22 protein-coding genes (1 of these 22 cut by a window edge) are annotated in these 23,830 nt (G+C 63.5%); 11 read left to right on the top strand and 11 right to left on the bottom strand.

What is annotated here, in order from left to right; genetic code table 11:
• Positions 1–72: 72 nt before the first annotated feature.
• The 5 genes from IAE37_RS24425 to IAE37_RS24445 all read right to left on the bottom strand — a co-directional run bounded on the left by IAE37_RS24425 (position 73) and on the right by IAE37_RS24445 (position 5,061).
• The gene (locus IAE37_RS24425) at positions 73–774 is read right to left on the bottom strand and encodes an ABC transporter ATP-binding protein (protein WP_054891753.1); all 702 of its coding nucleotides are present in this window, start codon (positions 772–774) and stop codon (positions 73–75) included.
• Positions 775–1,542: a high-affinity branched-chain amino acid ABC transporter ATP-binding protein LivG gene (gene livG, locus IAE37_RS24430; RefSeq protein ID WP_201177786.1), complete on the bottom strand. Its 768-nt coding sequence runs from the start codon at positions 1,540–1,542 to the stop codon at positions 775–777.
• Positions 1,539–2,795 (bottom strand): high-affinity branched-chain amino acid ABC transporter permease LivM, encoded by a 1,257-nt coding sequence (locus IAE37_RS24435; RefSeq protein ID WP_201177788.1) that lies wholly within the window; start codon positions 2,793–2,795, stop codon positions 1,539–1,541. The genes livG and IAE37_RS24435 overlap by 4 nt, the downstream gene beginning before the upstream one ends.
• Positions 2,792–3,715 carry a high-affinity branched-chain amino acid ABC transporter permease LivH gene (gene livH, locus IAE37_RS24440; protein ID WP_201177791.1) on the bottom strand — a complete coding sequence of 308 codons (924 nt, stop codon included), beginning with the start codon at positions 3,713–3,715 and terminating at the stop codon, positions 2,792–2,794. Before livH ends, IAE37_RS24435 begins: the two co-directional genes overlap by 4 nt.
• A gap of 230 nt (positions 3,716–3,945) precedes the next feature.
• Positions 3,946–5,061: a branched-chain amino acid ABC transporter substrate-binding protein gene (locus IAE37_RS24445; protein ID WP_201177793.1), complete on the bottom strand. Its 1,116-nt coding sequence runs from the start codon at positions 5,059–5,061 to the stop codon at positions 3,946–3,948.
• Positions 5,062–5,419: 358 nt separating this feature from the next.
• Here IAE37_RS24445 and IAE37_RS24450 point away from each other — a divergent pair, with 358 nt between their 5' ends.
• A complete protein-coding gene (locus IAE37_RS24450) occupies positions 5,420–5,722 on the top strand; it encodes a DUF2288 domain-containing protein (protein ID WP_201177794.1) in 303 nt (100 codons plus the stop codon).
• A 147-nt stretch (positions 5,723–5,869) separates the two neighbouring features.
• On the opposite strand, the gene IAE37_RS24455 is transcribed toward IAE37_RS24450, so the two are convergent.
• A complete protein-coding gene (locus IAE37_RS24455) occupies positions 5,870–8,047 on the bottom strand; it encodes a hypothetical protein (RefSeq protein WP_201177796.1) in 2,178 nt (725 codons plus the stop codon).
• Between the two features lie 199 nt (positions 8,048–8,246).
• On the opposite strand from IAE37_RS24455, the gene IAE37_RS24460 reads away from it, so the two are divergent.
• On the top strand, positions 8,247–9,134 hold the full coding sequence (locus tag IAE37_RS24460; RefSeq protein WP_201177798.1) for an NAD(P)-dependent oxidoreductase: 888 nt from the start codon (positions 8,247–8,249) through the stop codon (positions 9,132–9,134).
• On the opposite strand, the gene IAE37_RS24465 is transcribed toward IAE37_RS24460, so the two are convergent.
• Together IAE37_RS24465 and rapA are read right to left on the bottom strand one after the other, a co-directional pair.
• A complete protein-coding gene (locus tag IAE37_RS24465; RefSeq protein WP_201177800.1) occupies positions 9,034–11,298 on the bottom strand; it encodes a putative bifunctional diguanylate cyclase/phosphodiesterase in 2,265 nt (754 codons plus the stop codon). The genes IAE37_RS24460 and IAE37_RS24465 overlap by 101 nt on opposite strands.
• Positions 11,299–11,470: 172 nt before the next feature.
• On the bottom strand, positions 11,471–14,317 hold the full coding sequence (rapA, locus tag IAE37_RS24470; RefSeq protein ID WP_201177802.1) for an RNA polymerase-associated protein RapA: 2,847 nt from the start codon (positions 14,315–14,317) through the stop codon (positions 11,471–11,473).
• 131 nt (positions 14,318–14,448) lie between these two features.
• On the opposite strand from rapA, the gene IAE37_RS24475 reads away from it, so the two are divergent.
• The 7 genes from IAE37_RS24475 to IAE37_RS24500 all read left to right on the top strand — a co-directional run bounded on the left by IAE37_RS24475 (position 14,449) and on the right by IAE37_RS24500 (position 19,310).
• Positions 14,449–15,150 carry a M949_RS01915 family surface polysaccharide biosynthesis protein gene (locus IAE37_RS24475; protein ID WP_201177804.1) on the top strand — a complete coding sequence of 234 codons (702 nt, stop codon included), beginning with the start codon at positions 14,449–14,451 and terminating at the stop codon, positions 15,148–15,150.
• 106 nt (positions 15,151–15,256) lie between these two features.
• Complete coding sequence (locus IAE37_RS24480; RefSeq protein ID WP_201177806.1) at positions 15,257–15,586, top strand: aspartate-semialdehyde dehydrogenase; 330 nt, start codon at positions 15,257–15,259, stop codon at positions 15,584–15,586.
• A 66-nt stretch (positions 15,587–15,652) separates the two neighbouring features.
• Entirely contained in the window at positions 15,653–15,814 is a 162-nt protein-coding gene (locus tag IAE37_RS24485; protein WP_201177808.1) for a hypothetical protein, read from the top strand.
• Positions 15,815–15,948: 134 nt separating this feature from the next.
• The gene (gene ccoM / locus IAE37_RS29105) at positions 15,949–16,065 is read left to right on the top strand and encodes a cytochrome c oxidase subunit CcoM (RefSeq protein WP_328822772.1); all 117 of its coding nucleotides are present in this window, start codon (positions 15,949–15,951) and stop codon (positions 16,063–16,065) included.
• 182 nt (positions 16,066–16,247) lie between these two features.
• Complete coding sequence (locus tag IAE37_RS24490; protein WP_201177810.1) at positions 16,248–18,236, top strand: FUSC family protein; 1,989 nt, start codon at positions 16,248–16,250, stop codon at positions 18,234–18,236.
• Positions 18,223–18,429, top strand: a complete 207-nt coding sequence (locus IAE37_RS24495; protein ID WP_201177812.1) for a DUF1656 domain-containing protein — start codon at positions 18,223–18,225, stop codon at positions 18,427–18,429. Before IAE37_RS24490 ends, IAE37_RS24495 begins: the two co-directional genes overlap by 14 nt.
• Positions 18,430–18,440: 11 nt before the next feature.
• Positions 18,441–19,310 carry an efflux RND transporter periplasmic adaptor subunit gene (locus IAE37_RS24500; protein WP_201177813.1) on the top strand — a complete coding sequence of 290 codons (870 nt, stop codon included), beginning with the start codon at positions 18,441–18,443 and terminating at the stop codon, positions 19,308–19,310.
• A gap of 14 nt (positions 19,311–19,324) precedes the next feature.
• On the opposite strand, the gene IAE37_RS24505 is transcribed toward IAE37_RS24500, so the two are convergent.
• A complete protein-coding gene (locus IAE37_RS24505) occupies positions 19,325–20,512 on the bottom strand; it encodes a GAF domain-containing sensor histidine kinase (RefSeq protein ID WP_201177815.1) in 1,188 nt (395 codons plus the stop codon).
• A 185-nt stretch (positions 20,513–20,697) separates the two neighbouring features.
• Here IAE37_RS24505 and IAE37_RS24510 point away from each other — a divergent pair, with 185 nt between their 5' ends.
• Positions 20,698–21,018 (top strand): DUF2025 family protein, encoded by a 321-nt coding sequence (locus tag IAE37_RS24510; RefSeq protein WP_201177817.1) that lies wholly within the window; start codon positions 20,698–20,700, stop codon positions 21,016–21,018.
• A 13-nt stretch (positions 21,019–21,031) separates the two neighbouring features.
• On the opposite strand, the gene IAE37_RS24515 is transcribed toward IAE37_RS24510, so the two are convergent.
• Entirely contained in the window at positions 21,032–22,105 is a 1,074-nt protein-coding gene (locus IAE37_RS24515; RefSeq protein WP_201177825.1) for a diguanylate cyclase, read from the bottom strand.
• 130 nt (positions 22,106–22,235) lie between these two features.
• Between IAE37_RS24515 and IAE37_RS24520 the strand changes: the two genes are divergently transcribed.
• Complete coding sequence (locus IAE37_RS24520) at positions 22,236–23,330, top strand: MBL fold metallo-hydrolase (RefSeq protein ID WP_201177827.1); 1,095 nt, start codon at positions 22,236–22,238, stop codon at positions 23,328–23,330.
• A 4-nt stretch (positions 23,331–23,334) separates the two neighbouring features.
• Here IAE37_RS24520 and IAE37_RS24525 read toward each other — a convergent pair whose 3' ends face one another.
• Positions 23,335–23,830: the 3' portion of a formate/nitrite transporter family protein gene (locus tag IAE37_RS24525; protein WP_328822773.1), read on the bottom strand. 338 nt of this gene lie beyond the right edge of the window; 496 of the gene's 834 nt are visible here — the last part of the coding sequence; its start codon lies off the right edge, out of view; the stop codon is at positions 23,335–23,337.

Consider the following 23,830-nt stretch of genomic DNA (forward strand, 5'->3'; position numbering starts at 1 on the left):
TTACCCGCGAAGAGGCCGGCACAGCCGACCGATTTCTCATAGACAGAAAAAAGGGCCCGAAGGCCCTTCCCATCAACCGCCCAAATACGCGTCGCGCACCTTCGGGTCGGTCAGCAAGGCCTCGCCGGTGCCCTGCATCACCACCTTGCCGTTCTCCAGCACGTAGGCCCGGTCGGCGATCTTCAACGCCTGGTTGGCGTTCTGTTCCACCAGGAACACCGTCACGCCATCGCGGCGCAGCTGTTCGATGATGTCGAAGATCTGCTGGATGATGATCGGCGCCAGGCCGAGCGAAGGCTCGTCGAGCAGCAACAGCTTGGGCTTGCTCATCAGCGCCCGGCCGATGGCCAGCATCTGCTGCTCGCCACCGGACATGGTGCCGCCGCGCTGGGTGAAGCGCTCCTTCAGGCGCGGGAACAGTTGCAGGACCTTGTCCATCTGTTCCTGGTAATCACCCTTGTCGGTGAAGAAGCCACCCATGGCCAGGTTTTCCTCGACGGTCAGGCGGGCGAACACACGACGGCCTTCCGGCACCACCGCGATGCTCTTGCGCATGATGTGCGAGGACGGCTGGCCGACCAGTTCCTCGCCCAGGTACTTGATGCTGCCGCTGTGCGCCTGGGGCGAGCCACACAGGGTCATCAGCAGGGTCGACTTGCCCGCGCCGTTGGCGCCGATCAGGGTGACGATCTCGCCCTGGTTGATCTCCACGTTGACGCTGTGCAGCGCCTGGATCTTGCCGTAGAAGGTGGAAACGTTCTCGAACTTCAGCATTTACGCTTCCCCCAGGTAGGCCTTGATCACATCAGGATTGTCGCGAATCTGCTCCGGCGTGCCGTCAGCCAGGGGCGTTCCCTGGTTGATGACGACGATATGGTCGGAAATGCTCATCACCAGTTTCATGTCGTGCTCGATCAGCAGCACGGTGACGTCGTGGGACTCGCGCAGATAGGCGATCAACGCCTTGAGGTCTTCGGTCTCTTTAGGGTTCAGGCCGGCTGCCGGTTCGTCGAGCATGATGATGCGTGGCTGGGTCATCATGCAGCGGGCGATTTCCAGGCGGCGCTGCTGGCCATAGGCGAGGGTGCCGGCGGTACGGTTGGCGAACTCGGTCAGGTTGACCTTCTCCAGCCAGTACTGGGCGCGCTCCATGGCTTCCTTCTCGCTGCGGCGAAAGCCCGGGGTCTTGAACAGACCGGCGAAGAAGTTGGTGTTCAGGTGACGGTGCTGGGCGATCAGCAGATTTTCCAGCGCAGTCATTTCCTTGAACAGGCGCACGTTCTGAAAGGTCCGCACCACGCCCTTGCGGGCGATCTGGTGGCCGGCCAGGCCCTGGATCGGCTGGCCGTCGAGCAGGATGGTGCCGCCGCTGGGCTTGTAGAAGCCGGTCAGGCAGTTGAACACTGTGGTCTTGCCGGCGCCGTTCGGCCCGATCAGCGCCACCACCTGTTTTTCCTTGACGGTCAGGCCGACGCCGTTGACCGCCAACAAGCCGCCGAAGCGCATGCTCAGGCCGCTGACTTGCAGAATTTCGCGGCTCATCGACGCAGCTCCATATGGGGGCGTTGCATAGGCAGCAGGCCTTGCGGACGCCAGATCATCATCAACACCATCAGCGCACCGAACATCAGCATCCGGTATTCGCTGAACTCACGCATCAGCTCCGGCAGCAGGATCATCACGATGGCCGCGAGGATCACGCCCAGTTGCGAGCCCATGCCGCCGAGTACGACGATGGCGAGGATGATCGCCGATTCGATGAAGGTGAACGACTCTGGCGTCACCAGGCCCTGGCGCGCGGCGAAGAAGCTGCCGGCGAAACCGGCGAAGCAGGCGCCCAGGGTGAAGGCCGAGAGCTTGATCACAGTGGGGTTCAGGCCCAGTGCGCGGCAGGCGATCTCGTCCTCGCGCAAGGCTTCCCAGGCACGGCCGATCGGCATGCGCAACAGCCGGTTGATCACGAACAGCGCCAGCAGGGCCAGCAGCAGGGCCACCAGGTAGAGGAAGATGACCTTGTTGATCGAGTTGTATTGCAGCCCGAAGAACTCGTGGAAGGTCTGCATGCCCTCGGCAGCGCGGCGTTCGAAGGTCAGGCCGAAGAACTCCGGCTTGGGGATGTTGCTGATGCCGTTGGGGCCGCCGGTCCAGTCGGTGAGGTTGCGCAGGAACAGGCGGATGATCTCGCCGAAGCCGAGCGTCACGATCGCCAGGTAGTCACCGCGCAGGCGCAGCACCGGGAAACCGAGCAGGAAGCCGAAGGTGGCGGCCATCAGGCCGGCGATCGGCAGGCAGACCCAGAAGCTCCAACCCAGGTAGTGCGAGAGCATCGCGTAGCTGTAGGCACCGACGGCGTAGAAACCGACGTAGCCCAGGTCGAGCAGGCCGGCGAGGCCAACCACGATGTTCAGGCCCAGGCCCAGCAGCACGTAGATCAGGATCAGCGTGGCGATGTCGACCGCCCCGCGCGAACCGAAGAACGGCCACACCAGCGCTACCACGATCAGCCCCATGATCACCCAGCGCTGGGTTTTCGGCAGGGTCAGGTAATTGCTCAGCGCCGGCGGGATCAGCTTGCGATCCGAGCGGCGGCTCATCACCGAGCTCCACTGTTTGTCGAACAATACGCGCAGGAACATCAGCACCGAGCACACGGCAATGACGGAGAGGGTGAACGAGCCTTGGCTGTGCACCACCAGGCTGATGCCGTCGATGCTCAGTTTCAGGCCCAGCACCGGGAAGGCCACGGCCCACACCAGCAAGGCGCTGAAGAACGCCTGTTTGAGATTTCTGTTCATACTTTTTCAACCTCCGGACGGCCCAGGATGCCGGTCGGCCGGAATAGCAGGACAAGAACCAACAAGCCGAAGGCCACCACATCCTTGTACTGGTCGCCGAAGATGTCGGCGCCGAAGGCTTCGGCCACGCCCAGCACCAGCCCGCCGAGCATGGCGCCCGGGATGCTGCCGATGCCGCCCAGGACCGCTGCGGTGAAGGCCTTCAAGCCCACCAGGAAGCCGGCGTTGGGGTTGATCACGCCGTACTGCATGCTCAGCAGCACGGCCGCCACCGCCGCCAGCGCGGCACCGATGACGAAGGTCAGGGCGATGATGTTGTTGGTATTGATGCCCAGCAGGTTGGCCATCTTGATGTCCTCGGCGCAGGCGCGGCAAGCGCGGCCCAGACGGGAACGGGAGATGAACAGGGTCAGCAGGGTCATGGCCACCAGGGTGACCACGAACACCAGGATCTGCATGTAGGAAACCAGCACTTCCTCCGCGCCACCTGGGCCGAAGGAGAAGCTCCCCGGAATCAGGTTGGGGATGGACTTGTCTTTGGAGTCCTGTGAAAGCAGCACGGTGTTTTGCAGGAAGATCGACATGCCGATGGCGGAAATCAGCGGAATCAGACGGTTGCTATTGCGCAGGGGGCGGTAGGCAACCCGTTCGATGCTGTAGCCGTAGGCACTGGTGACGAAGATCGTCGCGACGAACGCGACGGTCATCAGGATCGGCAACGAGTGGATGCCCATCATGGCCAGGCCGGCAAGGGCGATGAAGGCCACGTAGGAACCGATCATGTACACCTCGCCATGGGCGAAGTTGATCATGCCGATGATGCCGTACACCATCGTGTAGCCGATGGCGATCAAGGCGTAGGTGCTGCCGATGGTCAATCCATTAACCAGTTGTTGGAAGAAATGGTAGATCTCAGGCATTACAGCGCTCCTAAAAACCTGATTTGCATTTCACTGGCGGGGGGTGACCCCTGTGGCCTGCCTCGGGGTCTTCGCGACGATGGCAGGGTACGGCCAGGAAACCGCGGGTGACGGTTTTAAGATTTTCAGGTGAACCGGTTCCCGGATCGCGGGAACCTGGTCCATGAACCTCGTAAAACAAAGCCCACTGCTCGCACAGTGGGCTTCTCGGTCAGCTATTAGTCACGCAGTTACTGAGGGGAGACTTCGGTCTTCGGCTTGCCGAAGTGCCATTCGTAGACCACGAACTTGAAGTCCTTCAGGTCGCCCTTCTCGTCGTACGACAGGGTGCCGGTCGGGGTCTTGAAGGAGCCGTCATGGATGGCCTCGGCCACCTTGTCGGTGTCTTCGGACTTGGCCGCCTCGATACCCTTGGCGATCAGTTCCACGGCCGAGTAGGCCGGGAACACGAACGGGCCGCTCGGGTCCTTGCCGTCGGCCTTGATGGCATCGACGATGGCCTTGTTCTCCGGGTCGGCGTCGAACGACTTCGGCAGGGTCACCAGCAGGCCTTCGGAGGCGTTCTGGGCGATCTGCGAAATCGAGTCGTTACCCACGCCCTCTGGGCCCATGAACTTGGCCTTCAGGCCTTTTTCCTGGGCTTGGCGCAGGATCAGGCCCAGCTCCGGGTGGTAGCCGCCGTAGTAGACGAAGTCGACGTTGTTCTGCTTGAGCTTCTGGATGATCGAGGAGAAGTCCTTGTCACCGGCGTTCAGGCCTTCGAAGACGGCGACCTTGGTGCCTTTCTTCTCGAGGGTCTGCTTGACCGCGGTGGCGATGCCTTCGCCGTACTGCTGCTTGTCGTGCAATACCGCGACGACCTTCGGCTTGACGAAGTCGGCGATGTAGTTGCCGGCTGCCGGGCCCTGAGCGCTGTCCAGGCCGATGGTGCGGAAGATCAGCTTGTAGCCGCGGGCGGTGATTTCCGGCGAGGTGGCGGCCGGGGTGATCATGATCACGCCTTCGTCCTCGTAGATGTCGGACGCTGGCTGGGTGGAGCTGGAGCACAGGTGGCCGATGACGAACTTGACGCCGTCGTTGACGACTTTGTTGGCGACCGCCACGGCCTGTTTAGGGTCGCAGGCGTCGTCGTATTCCTTGGCTTCGAGCATCTTGCCATCCACGCCACCCTTGGCGTTGATGTCCTTGATGGCCTGCTTGGCGCCGATGAACTGCATGTCGCCGTACTGGGTCACAGGGCCGGTCTTGGGGCCCGCGATCCCGATCTTGATGGTATCGGCGGCAAACGAATGGCTGGCTACCCCGGCCAGTACCATTGCGGCGAACAGCTTGGAAATCTTGATCATAGTGCTCCACTCATTCTGTTGTAATTCTTAGAGTCCTGGCGGCCAGGTCTACAGACCGGTCGGGATATCGGCGATGGCCACGCCATGCCGCTTGCCCAACTCCCCCCGGAACATATCCCGGAACTGTACCGGTACAGTGTAGAGCCCTCTGCGAGCGCTTGAAAGCGGGCCAAAAGTGCCAAGGTCCGGGCTTGTCGCTTGGTCGACACAAAGATATGAAAAGGCGCCATCAGATTGCCTTTACCTGTTGCTGCGGCCCCTGACTTCGGGGCCAATCGACCAAATTACGTATTTGAAACCGGGTTTTTCTGCAAAAATGCCGACCTTTTCATTGGCCGGATTTCGCGGTAAACAACCCATGACTGATCAAACAAGCACCCTCTATGCCAAATTGCTCGGCGAGACGGCGACCATCGACTGGAAAGCCCTGGAGCGTTTCTGGGCCAAAGGTGACCTGATTTGGGTCGACCCCTCCCTCGACCTGATCGCCGTTGCCGAAGCGATGGCCGAGAATCGCAGCGAGATCTTCGCCAAGTGGCGCGCTGATGGCACCGTGGGGCCGGTGTCCGCCGAACAGGCGCTAGACCTGCAAACCCGCGATCCAGAGATCTGGGCGGTGGTGGTTTCGCCGTTCATCGTGATCCAGACGAAGGCTGCCTGAGTCACTGGCATGGGTAGGGTGCGCAAAAGTGCGCACCTGCCCCGTTTTGGTGCTCGTTGACGCTCAGCCGGGGTAGAGGTCGGTAACAATTCGGCGTGGCGGTAACAGTTTACGGAATGCGTAATTCCCATATCCGCTCATCACCGCCTAGTAATCGACCCGCCCGGTATGGCTGTTCAGCGAGATCACCCGGGTCTTGCCAATCCGGTGCCTGAAGATCTCGCGCAGGTACTTCACCGCTTTCTTCACGCATTCGCGCGAAAGGCGGATGTCGTTGATCGACACGAAGCGGCTCTTGTCGTTGATCAGCTCACGGTACTTCTTCTCGTACATCGGCTTGATCGCATACCAGTTGGTATCGAGGATCTTCGCCGGGTTTTCGAACTCGTTGAGCAGGTCGTCGATGCGTTCTTCCTCGAAGTGCTCGCTGGTGATGAACTCGAGGATGGCGTTGTCCAGGGTGTCGTCGAAGCGGTACGGGGTCCGCGCGAAGCAACGTTTGATGAATGCCACGATCAGCGTCAGGAAGTCGTCCGACAGGCACGGGCTCTTGGCGATCAGCGTGGTCAGCGACAGGTTGGCCGAGGCGCCGATGACCAGCGCGTAGCGCTTGAGCGTGGTGTTGGGGAACAGGCTGTTGAGGTGGGTCTTGAGCCGGTTCAGGTCCATGTACGACAGCTTGTAGTCCTTGGGCAGCGAGACGATCGACACCACCGACGAGCAATTCTTGAAGAAGTGCAGGTCGTGCAGCGCTGCAGCGTCGTAGCCCGAGGCCTGGTACTGCTCCAGGGCCGCGCGGTAGCGGCGCGATTCGATCGGCAGCAGGCTGATGCCCTCGATGGCCTGGGTCTGCTTGTTGAAGTGCGGCAGGTCGATCGAGCGCAGGAACAGGTCGTCGATGTCCAGGCGCGGCATTTCCCGCTCGAACACCTTGAACTTGTCCGAACCCTGGGCCGGGATTTCCGGGACCACCGACTCGGCATAGGCGATGGCCACTGGGCCAGCCAGGCTCATGAACAGGTCGTTGGCATCCAGGCGAATGGTTTCGCCGATGTCGATACCGGCGCGGCGGAAGTAGTTCTGGTCGTAGTCGGTGGTGACTGCCTGGGCGGTGAGGATGTTGAAGATCTGCTGGGAAATATACTGGTTGGCGTGCTTTTCCATGGCGTTGACGTCGATGTTCTGGATCGTGCCGTCGTCGCTTTCTTCGGCGTAGCGCATGATGTCGTTGGAAATCAGCATCATCGCGTTCCACGGGCGGATGCGCCCCATCACGCTGGCTTCGCTGCTGTCTTCGTTATCGAAGTTGTACGAGAAGTCCCACTCCTCCGACAGGTACTTGCACAGCAGCCGTCCTGCGTTGATGTGCAGGGCCTCGGACATTTCGCTGCGGTGGTCCGAGGCATTGGGCAGCACGCAGATGCCGCTGGTGAAGATCGGCTCGAATACGAACGAATGCCCGCTCTTGCCGTCGTTTTCCTCGGCCGGCTTGGTATCGAACGTCTTGTTCATGTAGGAGTACTGCTGGGCCAGGCCGAATTCCGAGGCCATGCCCGAGCCGGTACCGCCGCCGGCGCTGAAGATATAGAAGTACAGCCGCGACTGGTTGGCCTTGATGCCGCAGGAGTCGATCAGGTACGAGTGGATCAGCTTCCAGTCGCTGCTGGAGAAGCGCTGGGTGTCCTTGTTGAGGATGATCTTGGCCAGGTACTGGCCAAGGATCGGCGCGTTGCCCGCGCCACCGGCATGCACCTCGGACAGGTCCATGATCTTCATCTTGCTGTAGTCGCGCAGGAAGCCGCCACGTTCGCCCTTGCGCGAAAAGCGGATGCGCCCGGCGATGTCCTTGTCCAGGTCGCCCAGCATTACCAGCGGTTCTACCAGAAACACCGGCTTGGCGCCCTTGTTCTGCACCAGGCGCAGGTTCTGACGAATCCATCTTGCCGGGCTGTAGCCGGATTCCGCGCGGTTGCGGTCCTCGTTGTTGAACTCGTTGAGGAAGAAGGTACGGGCGTTGTAGACCAGTTCGGCCACGTCCAGGGCGATGTTCGAACCACAGCGGCCGAGGCCGATCAGGCACACCGACGGGAACTGCTGCTCCAGGCGCAACTGGTTCTCGTCCTCGATATGCAGGTTCTGCGGGAACACCATGTCGCGCAGGCCATCGAGGTTGTCGAGGATGCGCTGGATATCCTGTTCGGTGAAGTACAGGTACTGCCCTTGCTGGGTGCTGCGCACGGGCAGCGCTTCAGCGACGGCGCTCGACGAGGTGGACGGAATCGACGACTCGGAGAGCGCATTGGCAGAAATGTTCTTAGAGGTCATAGTGCGCCATTTGCCTGGGGTGGTTGGCTGTCGGACGAGGTGTCAACTTGCCATCATGGATAACGCGGCGACTGTAGCAGTGCGCCTTTCACGGATGCGATAGGGGTTTGCCTTACTTCTTCTAAGTCTTTTTCCCTCGCACCGGCATTGCATCGTCAAAAAACCGCGCTTCTTTAATCTTCTGTCTGGAGTCCCGTTCATGAGTACTGCATTGCCTGCGCTGGGGTTTGCCGGAATCGGCTTGATGGGCCTGCCGATGTGCCGGCGGCTGCTGGCGGCTGGTTACCCATTGACCGTGTGGAACCGCAGCCCAGAGAAGTGCGCTGCGTTGGTGGCCGCCGGGGCACGCCTGGCCAGCAGCCCTGCGCAGCTGAGCCGTGGCAGCGACCTGGTATTGCTGTGCCTGGCCGATACGTCGGTGGTGCGCGAAGTGGTATTCGGCGAGCAGGGCATCGCCCAGGGTGGCCGTAGTGGCCAGTTGCTGGTGGACTTTTCCAGCCTGGAACCGACCGCCACCCGTCAGATGGCCGCCGAACTGGCCGCCTTGTGCGGCATGGCCTGGTTGGATGCGCCGGTGTCTGGCGGTACCGCAGGTGCCGAGGCCGGCAGCCTGGCGATCATGGTCGGTGGTGCGGCCGCTGACCTGGCCCGGGTGCGCCCGGTGCTGGAGGTGCTCGGCCAGCGCGTGACGCACATGGGTGGGGTTGGCGCAGGGCAGGTGACCAAGGCCTGCAACCAGATGATCGTGGCCTGCAATGCGCTGGTGATTGCCGAGGTGGTGGCGTTGGCCGAGCGCTCAGGCGTGGATGCGACCCTGCTTGCCGAAGCGCTGGCCGGTGGATTCGCCGATTCCAAGCCGCTGCAGATCCTAGCACCGCAGATGGCCGAAAGCCGCTTCGAGCCGATCAAGTGGCATGTGCGTACCCTGCTCAAGGACCTCGATGGGGCCGTGAAGCTTTCCCGCGAGCAGGGGGCGGCGACGCCGCTCAGCGGCCTTGCTGCGCAACTGATGCGCTTGCACGGTGGCCAGGGTTATCTGGAAAAAGATCCGGCGACCCTGGTGGCACTGTATCGCGATCCAGAATGAACGGCATGCGCCGGCGCTCCAGCGATTCGAGCACAGGTGGCAACTCGCCGAAGGGCAGGGGCCGGCTGAGCAGGTAGCCCTGCAGGTAGTCACAGCCGTGGTCAGCGAGAAACGCATGCTGCGCGACCGTTTCGACCCCTTCGCTGACCACTTTCAGGTGCAGGGTATGGGCCATGATGATGATGGCCTGGATGATCTCGCAGTCCTTCTGGTTGTCAGGAACGTCCTGCAGGAACGACCGGTCGATCTTCAGCACATCCAGTGGCAGGCGCTTGAGGTAGGCGAGCGACGAGTAACCTGTACCGAAATCGTCGATCGACAGCGCCACGCCCAAGGCTCGGATCCGCTTGAGCAGACTGATGGTGCGCGTAATGTCGCCCATCAGTGCGTTTTCCGTGACTTCCAGTTCCAGATGATGGGCACCCAGGCCAGCGTGCAGCAATGCCATCTGCACTTCGCTGGCCAGGGCGTCACGGCCCAGGGTAAGGGCCGAGCAGTTCACCGTGACCTTGAGGTCGGCGTAGCCGTGTTGGACCAGTCGGGCCAGGTCCGTGCAGGCGCGGCGTAGCACCCACAGGTCGAGATCGGCGATCAGGCCATTGGTCTCGGCGATGCCGATGAAGCGGTCCGGGCTGAGCAGGCCATGCTGCGGGTGCTCCCAGCGCACCAGCGCCTCGAGCTTGGCCACTTGGCCGTTGGCCCGGTTATAGATCGGCTGGTAGTGGACGCACAAGCCACGTTCCTCGAGCAACGCGATGCGTAGCTCCTCTTCTAGTTGCAACTCCAGGGTGGCACGGCTACGCAGGCCGTTATCGAAGAAGTGCAGGCTGTTGCGCCCGTTGCCCTTGGATTGGTAGAGCGCAAGGTCGGCGTGCTTGAGCAACTCCAGCGCGGTGAGGCCATCGTCAGGGTAGATGCTGATGCCGATGCTGGTGGTCATGACCATGCGCCGGCCGCCCAGGTCGATGGGGTCTTTCATGCGCTGCATGATGCGCTGCGCGAGGTGACGGGCTTCGTCCCGGGTCTTGAGGCTGGTGACTACGCAGAACTCGTCGCCCCCCAGACGCGCCACCAGGTCCTGGCTGCGCGTGGCTGCCTGGATGTGGTCGGCGATCACCTTGAGCAGTTCGTCCCCGGCAGCATGGCCGAGGCTGTCATTGATGCGCTTGAAATGATCGATGTCGAGAAACATCACGGCCAGGCGCTGGCCGTCGGCGACCTGCTCGGCCAGGCGTTCGGCGAACACCTGGTTGAAGCCGCGGCGGTTGAGCAGGTTGGTCAGGGCATCGTAGTGGGCCGCTTGTTGCAGCTGGGCGCGGACCTGGTCCAGCTGGTTGAGCAGGTTGCTGACCCGACGCAGGTCGTGTTCCTTGCTCTGCAGCTTCTTGTCGGCCAAGGCCGCGCTGAGGCAACTGGCGCTGATCAGCAAGGCGATGAAAGCGATGGTCAGCCCCAACTGCATGCGGTTGTCGCCTGAAACCAGGCTCAGTGGCGTGTCGTCCGTCAGTACCAGGGTCATCGCCGACATGCCGGTGAAATGGGTAGCGACGATACCGCTGGCCATCAACACGCTGGCCCCCAGCTTGAGCATCAGATGGCGCGTGCCGTTACCCTTGCTCAGGCCGTGGGCCAGCAGCAGCGCCGCAAGGCTGGTGAGGATGGCGATGGCGATGCAGGCGAGCAGCAGCCCAGCCTGGTAATGCTGTTGTGCGCCGGTCTGCAGGGCAGCCATGCCGACAAAATGCATGCACACGATGCCCAGGCCGATGAGCACCGCGCCTTGCAGATAATGGCGTGGCCGCATGTGCTGGCGATCGAGGCTGTTCATCGCCAGCCAGGCGGCGAACAGTGCGATCAGCAGGGACAGGCCGGTCAAGGAGACGTCGTAGTGGATTTCCAGTGGTGCCTGGAACGCCAGCATGCTGATGAAGTGCATGGCCCAGATCCCCCCCGCCAGGCAGCAGGCGCCGAGCAGCCGCCAGCGACGATGGGCAGTGGGATCTTCGCCATGGGACTGACGCTCGGCCATGTCGAGGGTGGCGAAGCAGGCCGCGATGGCCACGCCATAGGCGACCATCAAGAGCAACGGTTCATGCCGGCAATCGAGGATCAGCCGACCGGTGGCCGGGAGTTCAGAGAACAGATGCAGTCCCAGCCATTCCATTGATTGCCTCTTCGTCGCAGATTGCATGACGGTTGCAGAGGCATTATAGGAAGGCTGAATCGACCTTGCGCCAATAATGGCACATTGCTTTCTATGATTTGGATATAAGTCCGATAGCCGGGAGTTCTAAGCAAGCCCCCATCGCCGCTCGACCGGCGATGGGGAGATTGGCTCAGCCCGCGACCAGCACGCGGATCGCTTCCAGGCGTAGCGCGGCCTTGTCCAGCATCGCCAGGCCATCTTCACGCTGCTTGCGCAGGGCATCGATCTCGCTGTCGCGCACGCTCGGGTTGACGGCCTTGAGCGCAGTCAGGCGCGCCAGCTCTTCGTCGGCTTCGGCGGCCAAGCGGCGCTGGGCTTCGGCGACACGCTCGACGTGGGTCGGCATGATCTTCGCTTCACCGCCGCTGATACGCTTGGCCAGTACGTCGCGCTGAGCCTGGACGAACTTGTTGGCGCTGGCCCGCGGCACGCTTTCGAGCTGGTCGTTGAGGGTTTCGAAGGCCACCCGTGCGGCGAGGTCGTTGCCGTTGGTGTCGAGCAGGCAACGCAGGGCGGCAGGCGGCAGGTAGCGGCCCAGCTGCAAGCTGCGTGGCGCCACCACCTCGCTGACGAACAGCAGCTCGAGGAGTACGGTGCCTGGCTTGAGGGCCTTGTTCTTGATCAGCGCAACGGCGGTGTTGCCCATCGAACCCGACAACACCAGGTCCATGCCGCCCTGCACCATCGGGTGCTCCCAGGTCAGGAACTGCATGTCCTCGCGCGACAGGGCCTGGCCACGGTCGTAGGTGATGGTCACGCCTTCGTCGTCGCCCAATGGGAAGCTGGCGTCCAGCATCTTCTCGCTGGGCTTGAGGATCAGGGCGTTTTCCGAGTGGTCTTCGCTGTCGATACCGAAGGCGTCGAACAGGGTCTCCATGTAGATCGGCAGGGCGAACTGGTCATCCTGCTCGAGGATCGCCTCGACCAGTGCCTGGCCTTCGCCGGCACCGCCGGAGTTGAGCTCGAGCAGGCGGTCGCGGCCGCTGTGCAGCTCGGCCTCCAGGCGCTCACGCTCGCCACGGGCCTCGGCCACCAGGGCATCCCAGGCCTTGCCGTCGCCGCCTTCGAGCATCGGCAGCAGGCGCGGGCCGAACTGATGCTGCAGGGCGTTGCCGGTCGGGCAGGTGTTGAGGAAAGCGTTGAGGCCCTCGTGGTACCACTGGAACAGACGCTCCTGTGGGCTGTCCTGCAGGTACGGCACGTGCAGTTCGATGGTGTGCTTCTGGCCGATACGGTCAAGACGGCCGATGCGCTGCTCGAGCAGGTCGGGGTGGGCCGGCAGGTCGAACATTACCAGGTGGTGGGCGAACTGGAAGTTGCGCCCCTCGCTGCCGATTTCGGAGCAGATCAGCACCTGGGCGCCGAACTCTTCGTCGGCGAAATAGGCGGCGGCGCGGTCGCGTTCGAGGATGCTCATGCCCTCGTGGAACACCGTGGCCGGGATGCCCGAACGCACACGCAGGGCGTCTTCGAGGTCCATCGCGGTCTCGGCGTGGGCGCAGATCACCAGGACCTTGGTGCGCTTGAGCATTTTCAAGGTGTCGATCAGCCAGTCGACCCTTGGGTCGAAGCGCCACCAGCGCTCCTCGTCGCTGGTCTCGCCCTGGGCCTGGAAAGCGACTTCCGGATACAGCTCGGCGTGCTCGCCGGCAGGCAGGTCGCGGTAGGGCTCAGGGTTGGCCAGCGGGTAAGGGTGCAGGTTGCGCTCCGGGAAGCCCTGGACTGCCGCACGGGTATTGCGGAACAGCACGCGGCCGGTGCCATGGCGATCGAGCAGTTCGCGCACCAGGCGGGCGCTGGCCTGGCTGTCGCCATCGCTGACCGCAGCCAGCAGGGCTTCACCTTCGGCTCCCAGGAAGCCCTGGATGGTGGCGTGGGCGGCGGGCGAAAGGCGGCCTTCGTCGAGCAGCTCTTGCACCGCCTCGGCCACCGGGCGGTAGTGCTCGCTCTCGGCGCGGAACGCCGCCAGGTCGTGGAAGCGGTTGGGGTCGAGCAGGCGCAGGCGGGCGAAGTGGCTGTCCTGGCCGAGTTGCTCGGGGGTGGCCGTGAGCAGCAGCACGCCGGGGATGACCTCGGCCAGTTGCTCGACCAGCGCGTATTCGGCGCTGGCCTGCTCTTCATGCCATACCAGGTGGTGGGCTTCGTCGACCACCATCAGGTCCCAGCCAGCGGCGAACAGCGCGTCCTGGGCCTTGTCATCGTCGACCAGCCACTCCAGCGCCACCAACGCGAGCTGGGCATCTTCGAACGGGTTGCTGGCATCGCTTTCGATGAAGCGCTCGGCATCGAACAGCGCGACCTGCAGGTTGAAGCGCCGGCGCATTTCCACCAGCCACTGGTGCTGGAGGTTTTCCGGGACCAGGATCAGCACGCGGCTGGCGCGGCCCGACAGCAGCTGGCGGTGGATCACCAGGCCGGCCTCGATGGTCTTGCCCAGGCCCACTTCGTCGGCCAGCAGTACCCGTGGCGCGCTGCGGTCGGCGACTTCGCGGGCGATGTGCAACTGATGGGCGATCGGTTGCGCGCGGCAGCCGCCCAAGCCCCACAGCGACGACTGCATCTGCTTGCTGGTGTGGTGCAGGGTGTTGTAGCGCAGGCTGAACCACGACAGTGGGTCGATCTGCCCGGCGAACAGGCGGTCGCTGGCCAGGCGGAACTGGATGAAGTTCGACAGCTGGGTTTCCGGCAGGGTGCGTGGCTGGTTCTGCCCATCGAGGCCGTGGTAGACCATCAGGCCGTCGATGTCCTCGACCTCGCGCACGGTCAGCTTCCAGCCCTCGAAGTGAGTGATCTGGTCACCTGGCGAGAAGCGCACGCGGGTCAGCGGCGCATTGCGCAGGGCGTACTGGCGGGTGTCGCCGGTAGCCGGGTAGAGCACGGTCAGCAGACGGCCATCCTGGGCCAGGATGGTACCCAGGCCGAGCTCGGCTTCACTGTCGCTGATCCAGCGTTGCCCCGGTTGATACTGCTGCGCCATACTGCCTGAACTCCCGCGATGAAAAAGCCGGCTATGTTAACGGATCGGCCGGGCAGACCAAAGTGGTGAAAGACCACAGTCTAGCTGTTTCATCGCGTCATATCGTCATGCCATGAGGGCTCCGTACCGCCATGCCGCTCAAGCACCGCTGGTTCAACCTCTCCCTGGGCCTGGGCAGCCTGATGCTGCTGGCCGCATGCGAACAGAAGCATTTCGAGACCCTGGCGCCGATTCCGGTCGAGCAACTGGAGGTGCTGGGGGTGCAGACACCGATCAAGAGCGTGCACTTCCGAGATCGCGACGGCGAGGCGGTGCTGGTGCTGAGCCGCGTCGACGGCCAGGCCGTCGATGCGCAGACCGAGCAGGAAGTGGACAAGGTGGTGCTCAGGGCCACCCTCTACGGGCGCAATTCCGGCAGCGAGGGTTTCAAGGCGCGCTGGCAGGTCGAGCAGGAAACCACCTGCCCGGGGCTGGACCTGGACGTCGACTTCTATAGCGATGTCAGCGACGTGACCGACCTGAACAAGGACGGCGTCGCCGAGATCACCGTGGCCAGCCATGCCTTCTGCGGCGGCGGTATCGACCCGCACGACATCGCCATCGAGCTGCGCGAAGGCCAGGCCGCCTACACCGTCACCGGCCAGTCGCTGATCACCCCGGCCGGGGAAGAACCGATCGGTGGCGACCGCGAGGACAGCGCCTCGCTCAAGAGCGCACCGCAGTACGTGCGCGACCACATGGATGAGGTCTGGCAGCAGGTCTACAAGCGTCCGTGGAGCGAGGCCAGCCCCGCGCCCGACGACGACCCTGACGACGAAGCCGAAGCCGAGTAGCTGCCGGCCAGCCGCGTCATGGGCGCGTGACCGGCAGCGCATCCTCGTTCGCCCATGCTCAAGGCGGATCGGGGCCGGCCGATACAGTGGGCACAGGAGAACCATCATGCTGCCGCCGATCATCCCGCTCAGTGCCGTGCCCGTTACCTCTCAGCAAGACCCGGTCAAGCCCACGCCCGACATCAAGCCGGTGGTGCCCGCGCAGCCGTCCTCCGGGGAAACCGCCATCGACCTGAAACACCAGCGCGACCCCCAGGAGCAGGCGCTGTTGCTCCGCGACGAGCAGCGGCGGCAGCAGCGCCGCAACAGCAAGGCCGACGATGAACGTTACAGTGCCGTGCCCGGCGACGAAGTCAATGCCGACAACACCGTGCCGGTGGCGCCGCTGATGGGCGAGCACGCCCGCCAGGGTTTGCTGGTCGACATCGAAGTCTGATCCAGGGCTGGTCATGGCTGCCGCCTGGCTTCATCATGCAGTCTCTGTAGATCGTCGAGCCTACCCATGAGCCAAGACAACCTCATCGACTTCGATGCCGAACGCGCCAAGCGTATCCACGACCTCAAGGAAAAGCGCCTCAACGAGGTCCGCCAGGCCTTCGAGCAGGCGATGCCGCTTGGCACGGCAAAGAAAAAGAAACCCAAGGGCAAGCCCAAGAAGCGCTGAAACTTGACGCAGGTCAATCCTGCACCCGCCTCGCGTGCCCGGTTCCGGGCACCATTGATCCCGATCAATATTCCTCCCGGCCTTGTTCGATACCTTGCATCCATCGGGCAACGGCACACGAACGGGAGGCCGACATGTTCTTCGACAATGTGGTTATCGCTGGCGTGGTAACGGTCGGGTTGATGTTGGCGTTCTTTGCCGGTCTAGGACTTTTCATCTGGAAGGATGCGAATCGGCGCAAACCGCGCTGACCTTCCAGGTTCACGAGCACGCAAGGCATTTAGGGCGACTTCAGGTCGCCCATTTTTTTTGCTGGTGATTACCCTGTGACAGCATTCGACTTTTAGATGATTAGCTAGCTAATTAATTGGCTGCACAGTATCCTTGCCGCATTGACTATCGTTTAGCTAACCCCCCGCGCAAGGTACGCTTCGTGCCCATCACCCTCCAGGCCCTGTTCGCGCCGACCCCACTCGCCCTCAAGTTCGCCATCAAGACCCTGCTTGGTGGTGGCCTGGCGCTGTGGCTGGCGATGCGCTGGGGCCTGGAGCAGCCGTCCTGGGCCTTGATGACCGCGTTCATCGTGGCCCAACCGCTGTCGGGCATGGTGGTGCAGAAGGGCCTGGCGCGCCTGGCCGGGACCTTGGTCGGCACGGTCATGTCGGTGGTGTTGATGGCCTTGTTCGCCCAGACCCCAGGCCTGTTCCTGATGGCCCTGGCGCTTTGGCTGGGCTTGTGCACGGCGGCCTCCACGCAGTTGCGCAGTGCCTGGGCCTATGCCTTCGTCCTGGCCGGCTACACCGCAGCGATCATCGCCTTGCCCTCGGTCGACCATCCACTGCGGGTGTTCGACCAGGCGGTGGCGCGCTGTACCGAGATCTGCCTGGGCATCTTCTGCGCCACCGCCACCAGCGCCTTGTTCTGGCCCTTGCGCGTCGAGCAGCAGTTGTCCGGCCAGGCCCGCCAGGCCTGGCAGAATGGCTTGCAGGCCGCCAGCGCCATGCTCGGTGGCGAGGATGAGGCACGCAAAGGGCTGCTGGAGATACTCGGGCGCGTGGTGGCCATCGATACCCAGCGGGAAAATGCCTGGTTCGAAGGCCGTCGCGGCCGCCAGCGGGGCAAGGCAATTCGCGGCCTGAGCCAGAAACTGCTGGTGCTGCTGCGCATTTCCCGTTCGGTGCGCCGCCAGTGGCGCCAGCTCGACGACAACGAAGCGCAGCGGCTGGCGCCCTGGCTCGAGGAGGTGCGCGCGCTGCTGGCCAAGCCCGATCAACCGAGCCTGCTGCTGTTACGCCAACGCATCTGGGATGCCGCGCAGGACGAGCGGATCAGCTCCGTCGAGCATTACTGCCTGGCGCGTACCGCGTTGCTGCTGGACTATGCCATGGCGGCGACCCAGGCGCTGGACGATGTCGAGGCGGGCAGGGCGCCCGCCGACGGCGCTCCGGGCCTGGCGGTACACCGCGACCTGCCCTTGGCGTTGTTGTTCGGCTCGCGCAGTGCCCTGGCCTTTCTGGTGATGAGTGGCTTCTGGCTGGCGACCGCCTGGCCGTCGGCGCCCGGTGGCTTGGTGCTGACCTGCGTGGTCTGCAGCCTGTTCGCCAGCCGTGAGAACGGCGCGCAGATCGGCATGAGCTTCCTGCGTGGGATCCTGCTGGCGATCCCGGCCGCGTTCCTGGTCGGGCAGATATTGCTGCCGCAGTGGAGCAGCTTCGCCATGCTCTGCCTGGGGATGGGCGTGCCGCTGTTTCTTGGCGCGCTGGGCATGGCCCATCCGCGTACCGGCGCCACGGCGACCTCCTATTGCCTGCATTTCATCGTGCTGGTGGCGCCGCTCAACGCCATGCAGTTCGACGTGGCCAGCATGCTCAACAGTGCCCAGGCCATGCTGCTGGGAGTAGGCGCCGCAGTGATGGCGTTCCGTCTGGTGGTCATCCGCCACCCGAAGTGGCTCGGCCGGCGCCTGCGTGCTGCCACCCAGGATGACCTGGTGCGCCTGACCCGGCGCGATCTGCGGGGTGCCGACAGCTGGTTTGGCGGGCGCATGGCCGACCGCCTGATGCAGTTGGCCCGGCATGCCGGCGAGTTGCCGGAAAGCGAACGCAAACGCTGGGACGATGGCCTGCATGGCCTGGACATCGGCGACGAACTGGTGCACCTGCGCATGTGCCTGGCGGTCGCCCAGGCGCCGCTGGGCAGTGCCGAGCGCGAGTATCTGCGCCAGGTCGAGGCGGTTCTCGCGCAGGGCCCCGGCCCTGGGCGCGGTGACCGGCTGGATGGCGCAAGCGAACGGTTCCTGGAGGTTCTGCACCACCAGCCCGGCAGCGACCCGTTGCGCCTGGCCATGGGCGCGGTGTTGCAGTTGCAGAAGAGTTGGCGCAAGTGGTGCCGTTGGCAGGAGGAAGCCCATGGGGCTGCGTGAGTGGGCGCTGGGCGGGGTGCTGCTGAGCCCCTTCCTGGTGTACGTGTTGATGGCCCTGGTGTTGACCGGGGTGTTGCGCCTGGTGGTGCACGCGACCCCGCTGGGGCGCTGGATCTGGCATGAAGCGCTGTTCGATGCGGCGTTGTTCGTTTGTGTGTTGTTCCTGGTGGTGCGTCTGCTGGGGCCCTTGTAAGGAGTAAGTCGATGCGTGCAGCCGTACGTACCCTGGTCACCCTGTGCGTGGTGGCCCTAGCCGTGTTCGCCGGCTACCAGCTCTGGCAGTACTACATGCTGACCCCGTGGACGCGGGATGCACGGGTGCGCGCCGATGTGGTGGTGATCGCTCCCGACGTGTCGGGCTGGGTGCGCGAACTGAAGGTGCACGACAACCAGCAGGTCAAGGCGGGCGAGCTGTTGATGAGCATCGATCGCGAGCGTTTCCAGGCGGCCTTCGACCAGGCCAAGGCCGTAACCGAGACCCGTGCCCAGCAATTGCGCTTGCGCGAACGCGAAGCCGCTCGGCGCACCGCCTTGGGCCCGGAGGCGATCAGTGCCGAGTTGCGCGAGAACGCGCAGATCAATGCAGCGATTGCCCGTGGCGAACTGGACGAGGCCAAGGCGCTGTTGCAAGTGGCGCAGATCAACCTGGAACGCAGCGAGGTCCGGGCGCCGCGCAATGGCCATATCACCAACCTGCGCCTGGCCCAGGGTAACTACGTCAACACCGGTGAGTCGGTGATGGCACTGGTCGATGACGCCACCTTCTATATCCAGGCGTACTTCGAGGAAACCAAGCTGCCGCGCATTCGTGAGGGCGATACGGTGAAGGTCTGGCTGATGGGGGCGGGCGAGGCGATGCCCGGGCATGTGGAAAGCATCGGCCGGGGCATCACCGACAGCAACAGCAACCCGGACAGCCAGTTGCTGCCGGAGGTGGAGCCGACCTTCAACTGGGTGCGCCTGGCCCAACGCATACCGGTGCGCATCCGTCTCGACGATGTTCCCGCCGGGGTCACCCTGAGTGCTGGGATGACCGCCAGCGTGCAGGTGCACGACGATCAAGGCGAGCACTGAGGGCCATGCCAGGGCTAGGCTGGCGGGGCGACTGGCAGGTGGAAGCTGAACACGGTGCCGTCCACCTCGTTGGATCGCACCTCCATGCGCCCACCGTGGGACAGGGCGATCTGGTTGGCGATGTACAAGCCAAGGCCGAGCCCCTGGCGGGGCGTATCCGACACCGGGCGGGAAAAGGGCTGAAACAACAGCGCGAGCGTCGGTGGTGCGATCGGCTCGCCGAGGTTATGCACGCTGAGTACGAACTCGGTGCCGTGAAACGCAGCGTGAACGGCCACCGGCCCCCCCGGCTCGCCATGGACCAGGGCATTGGCGATGAGATTGGACAGCAACTGCGCGATCCGTTCGCGGTCGCACAGCAAGCCGCCGATATCACCGATGTCGAGGGTGATCCGCCGCTGCGGATGCACCCGCTGCAGCTCCGAGGCGACGTGCCTGAGCCCTTCTGCCAGGTCCGGGCAGGGCTGCAGGTTGAGTGGGATACCGTCGCCCAACCGCCCGCGGGCGAAGTCCAGCATATCGCGTACCAGCTGTGAGCCGCGGCGCCCGCAGGTATGGATATGGCGGGCGATGGCGCGGCTCTTTTCGTCTTCCAGGCGCTGGGCCAGCAGTTCGGCGCCGGCGGTGATGGCGAACAGTGGGTTGCGCAGGTCATGGCCGAGCACGGCGATGAACTGCTCGCGTACCTCGGCCATGGCCCGCTCCTCGCGCAGCGCCCGTTCGGTGCGCTGGGCGTTTTCCTCGCTTTCGATCTGCAGTGACAACAGTCGGGCGAACGACTCCATCATGGGTTGGATGGCGCTGCCCTTGAGCGCCGCAGGCTCGGGATCGAGCGCGCAGATGGTGCCGAAGAAACGGCCATCGGTGCGCAACACCGGCACCGAAATATAGCTTTCGAAGCGATAGATGCGCGGCGTGTGGTGTTGGCAGTAGGTTTCGTCTTCGCTGGCTTTGTCGATCACGATGGTGCGGTGTGTGCCGTGGATCTCGTGGCACAACGTACTTTCCACATCCAGTTCGCCACCCACTGCCAGGCCGAAGCCCAGGCTGTCGAGCACGGCGCAGGCGGTCCAGCTGACGTCGGTGACCCGCGCCACGGCGGCAAAGCGCATGCCGGTGGTTTCGCAGATCACCTGGAGGAGGGCGGGTACGGCATTGATTCGGCCGATAGTAGCGATATCTGCGGTGATGGCGTCGGTCATGGACGGTCCCAATGTTGGCGACGAACAAGTTAGATAGTGCAGTCTAGCGGGCCTCCGGGCGCATGAAGAAAAACCTTGGCGGGAGGGCGGGCGGTTACGTTAGGCTTGTTCGGCGCGTTGCCCGTCAGAGGCAGCCGCTCATTGCCCGGCGTGCGTCACTTCCGACTCTATTGCGAGGTTACGCCATGGCCATCACATCCCAGGATATCTGCAGCGCTGCTGACCGCCTTCAAGGCTTCGTCGGTTTTCATGCCAAGCGCGGCGAGCATATCGTGCGGTTTTCCGAGGACGCGTTCGGTATGGACGTGGCCGATGACAGCATCACGCCGTGTAGCGAATTCGTCTGGCGGCCCGTGCCCGGGGCGCGCATGGCCTTGTGCCGTGAGCGCCTGGCGTTGCTGTTGGCGCAACGGGTGGACGATCGACTGAACATCGACGAGCCGCTGCGCATCTATCTGCAGCGCACCGACCTGCCGGAGATCGTTGCCGAACGCAGCCTGCTTTGACGGGGCACGGCGCTCAGTCGGGGTATGCCAGGCGCAGCGTGCCGGCATCGCCTTGGGCGAAGTTGACCTGGTCGCGGCCCTGGTGCTTGGCGGCATACAGCGCCTTGTCGGCTTGCTCCAGCCAATGCTCTGGCGAATCGAGGCCTGCGTGGAAGGCCGACAGGCCGATGCTCAGGCTGATGCGCAACTGCGGCAATTGCGGGTTGCGGTAGGCGGCCACCTGCTCGCGCAGGCGTTCCATGGCCTGGCAAGCCTGGGCCTCGGAAGTGCCAGGGAGGATTACGCAGAACTCATCGCCACCATAACGCCCGGCCAGGTCGCCTTCACGCAGGTTACGCCGGAGCGCTTCGCTCATCTGGCGCAGCACGCTGTCGCCGACCACATGGCCGAAGGTGTCGTTGATGGTCTTGAAATGATCGACATCGATCAGCGCGATCACCGCCGGCAGTTGTTGCTGGCCGCAGGCCTGGAACCTGAGCAGCAGCAGGTCTTTCCAGGCGCCGTGGTTGAGTAGCCCGGTCAGGCTGTCGGTGAGGCTCAGGTCGCGCAGCTTGCGCTTGTGCTCGGCCAGCTTGATTGCCAGCTGGTAGCAGACCCAGCCGAGGGCCAGGGGGTAGAGCGTCAGCATCGGCAGGCAGGCATACACTTGCAGTGGTGTGGCATCGGGTTGCAGATGCAAGCCAAACAGCAGCACCGACAGCAACATGCCCGCCAGTTGTGCCAATGCGCCACGCACGACCAGGCGCTTGCCGCCAGCGGCTACATTGTTCATGGTCATCATCGACAGCACGGTCACGCTGGGCAGCGGGTTGAACTGCAAGGTCGCGGTCCAGAACCCGCTCAGCAGCGAGTCGAGCACGAGGTTGCGTTGTTCGGCGTGGTAGGGCACGGGCGAGCGCAGGGCCCAGTGGTAGGCCACATGTGGCCAGACCAGGCCATTGAACAGCAACAGGGCCCAGAGCCAGGCAGGCGGGTCCAGCGGTTCGATCGCTGCCATGACGCTGAGCAGGCCGATGCCCAGGCCGATGATGCGCGGCAGGTAGATGCGCTTGACGAAAGAAAGTCCCTTGCCGGTTCGATTGTCCATGATGGTCATTGTTCTTCTGCTGGGGCGCCGTTTATCGCATAACTCGCGTGAATATTGTTGAACACTGTTTCATGATCCAAAAATGACCTTGCAAGCCATTTCACGGTTGATGCGATCACTGTGGGGTAACATGAAGGCTTTCCTGCTGATCGGAGTGCTGCTGCTCATGACGCCCATGGCCTCCCCTGCCGGCGAGCCGGCACCCCAGCGCGACGGACGTTTCCATAACCAGGCCGTGCTGCCCCGTGACGGCGTGCTCAAGAAGTTGCGCATCGGGCTCAAGTACCTGTTCCTGCGCAAACCGCCGCAAACCCGCCCGGCCACCCCAATCCGCCTGCAAGCCATGACCCGCCAGCAGGTGCTCGATGCCCCCGATCACAGTTTGTGGCGCCTGGGCCATTCCACGGTACTGCTCAAGCTGCGTGGGCGCTTCTTCATTACCGACCCGGTGTTCGCCGAACGGGCTTCGCCGGTGCAGTGGGCCGGCCCCTTGCGTTTCCATGCCCCGCCGCTGGCGCTGGAGGAACTGCCGCCGTTGGCGGCTGTGATCCTGTCCCATGACCATTACGATCACCTGGACGAACAGGCGATTCGGCGCTTGGCGCCCACGACCGAGCATTTCCTTGCCCCGCTAGGGGTGGGGGACGTGTTGATGGGGTGGGGTGTGGCGGCGGAAAAGGTCATCCAGCTGGGCTGGTGGCAAGAGGCCGAGGTGGACGGGGTACGCTTCGTTGCGACACCGGCGCAGCACTTTTCGGGCCGTGGCCTGTTCGACAGCAACCGCACGCTGTGGGCATCTTGGGTCATGATCGACGAGCAACTGCGGTTGTTCTTCAGTGGTGACACGGGCTATTTCGATGGATTTCGCGAGATCGGCGAGCGTTTTGGCCCGTTCGACCTCACCTTGATCGAAACCGGTGCCTATAACGTAGCGTGGCCCAGCGTGCACATGCAGCCCGAGCAAAGCCTGCAGGCGCACCTCGATTTGCGTGGGCGTTGGTTGCTGCCCATTCATAACGGTACCTTCGACCTTTCCATCCATGGTTGGCAGGAACCGTTCGAACGGATCCTCGCCCTGAGCCAGGAGGCTCAGGTGCGTCTATGCACGCCGCAGATGGGCGAGCGGGTGAGCCTCGACTCGCCGCATGCCGGGCAGAACTGGTGGCAGCCGATGCCCCTGCGCCAACGCGACCACCAGCGGGAACGCTCGGTGGCGGTGCGCTGAGCCGTCAGTCCCGGATGTGCTTGTCTTTCATTAATAGCTGCGAAGGGGGCTTGCCGCTGTCGCTGCGAACTTGGGCATGGCTGATCAAAGCGAAGATGAAACTTCCCCCGATGATGTTGCCGGCCAGGGTTGGCAAGGCGAACGCCAGCCAGAATCGCGCCCAGGTTTCTTCCCCGGCCCAGACCAGATAGGAAACCTCCACCGAACCTACGACGATATGGGTGAAGTCACCCAGTGCCATGAGGTAGGTGATCATCACGATGATCCAGATCTTGGCGTGTTCCATCGAAGGGATCATCCAGACCATGGTGGCGATCATCCAGCCGGAGATGATGCCTTTGGCGAGCATCTGCGGGATGTCGTTGGTCATGACCTTGCGCCCGACTTCGAGGAAGGCGACGTCGGTCTTGCTGTCGAAGATCGGTAGCTCGAGCATGACCCAGGCGACCAGCAGGGTACCTGCCAGGTTGCCGAGCAGGACGACGCTCCACAATCGCAGC

This window comes from Pseudomonas sp. S31 (genome assembly GCF_016648105.1).
Taxonomy (GTDB): Bacteria; Pseudomonadota; Gammaproteobacteria; order Pseudomonadales; family Pseudomonadaceae; genus Aquipseudomonas.

Bases quoted from the DNA above. Each gene is read 5' to 3' on its own strand.
- IAE37_RS24475 (WP_201177804.1), top strand. From the start codon at position 14,449: ATGCCGCTCAAGCACCGCTGGTTCAACCTCTCCCTGGGCCTGGGCAGC.
- IAE37_RS24510 (WP_201177817.1), top strand. From the start codon at position 20,698: ATGGCCATCACATCCCAGGATATCTGCAGCGCTGCTGACCGCCTTCAA.
- IAE37_RS24515 (WP_201177825.1), bottom strand. From the start codon at position 22,105: ATGGACAATCGAACCGGCAAGGGACTTTCTTTCGTCAAGCGCATCTAC.
- IAE37_RS24435 (WP_201177788.1), bottom strand. From the start codon at position 2,795: ATGAACAGAAATCTCAAACAGGCGTTCTTCAGCGCCTTGCTGGTGTGG.
- rapA (WP_201177802.1), bottom strand. From the start codon at position 14,317: ATGGCGCAGCAGTATCAACCGGGGCAACGCTGGATCAGCGACAGTGAA.
- IAE37_RS24500 (WP_201177813.1), top strand. From the start codon at position 18,441: ATGCGTGCAGCCGTACGTACCCTGGTCACCCTGTGCGTGGTGGCCCTA.
- IAE37_RS24460 (WP_201177798.1), top strand. From the start codon at position 8,247: ATGAGTACTGCATTGCCTGCGCTGGGGTTTGCCGGAATCGGCTTGATG.
- IAE37_RS24465 (WP_201177800.1), bottom strand. From the start codon at position 11,298: ATGGAATGGCTGGGACTGCATCTGTTCTCTGAACTCCCGGCCACCGGT.
- livG (WP_201177786.1), bottom strand. From the start codon at position 1,542: ATGAGCCGCGAAATTCTGCAAGTCAGCGGCCTGAGCATGCGCTTCGGC.
- IAE37_RS24445 (WP_201177793.1), bottom strand. From the start codon at position 5,061: ATGATCAAGATTTCCAAGCTGTTCGCCGCAATGGTACTGGCCGGGGTA.
- IAE37_RS24495 (WP_201177812.1), top strand. From the start codon at position 18,223: ATGGGGCTGCGTGAGTGGGCGCTGGGCGGGGTGCTGCTGAGCCCCTTC.
- ccoM (WP_328822772.1), top strand. From the start codon at position 15,949: ATGTTCTTCGACAATGTGGTTATCGCTGGCGTGGTAACGGTCGGGTTG.
- livH (WP_201177791.1), bottom strand. From the start codon at position 3,715: ATGCCTGAGATCTACCATTTCTTCCAACAACTGGTTAATGGATTGACC.
- IAE37_RS24450 (WP_201177794.1), top strand. From the start codon at position 5,420: ATGACTGATCAAACAAGCACCCTCTATGCCAAATTGCTCGGCGAGACG.
- IAE37_RS24425 (WP_054891753.1), bottom strand. From the start codon at position 774: ATGCTGAAGTTCGAGAACGTTTCCACCTTCTACGGCAAGATCCAGGCG.
- IAE37_RS24455 (WP_201177796.1), bottom strand. From the start codon at position 8,047: ATGACCTCTAAGAACATTTCTGCCAATGCGCTCTCCGAGTCGTCGATT.
- IAE37_RS24520 (WP_201177827.1), top strand. From the start codon at position 22,236: ATGAAGGCTTTCCTGCTGATCGGAGTGCTGCTGCTCATGACGCCCATG.
- IAE37_RS24485 (WP_201177808.1), top strand. From the start codon at position 15,653: ATGAGCCAAGACAACCTCATCGACTTCGATGCCGAACGCGCCAAGCGT.
- IAE37_RS24480 (WP_201177806.1), top strand. From the start codon at position 15,257: ATGCTGCCGCCGATCATCCCGCTCAGTGCCGTGCCCGTTACCTCTCAG.
- IAE37_RS24505 (WP_201177815.1), bottom strand. From the start codon at position 20,512: ATGACCGACGCCATCACCGCAGATATCGCTACTATCGGCCGAATCAAT.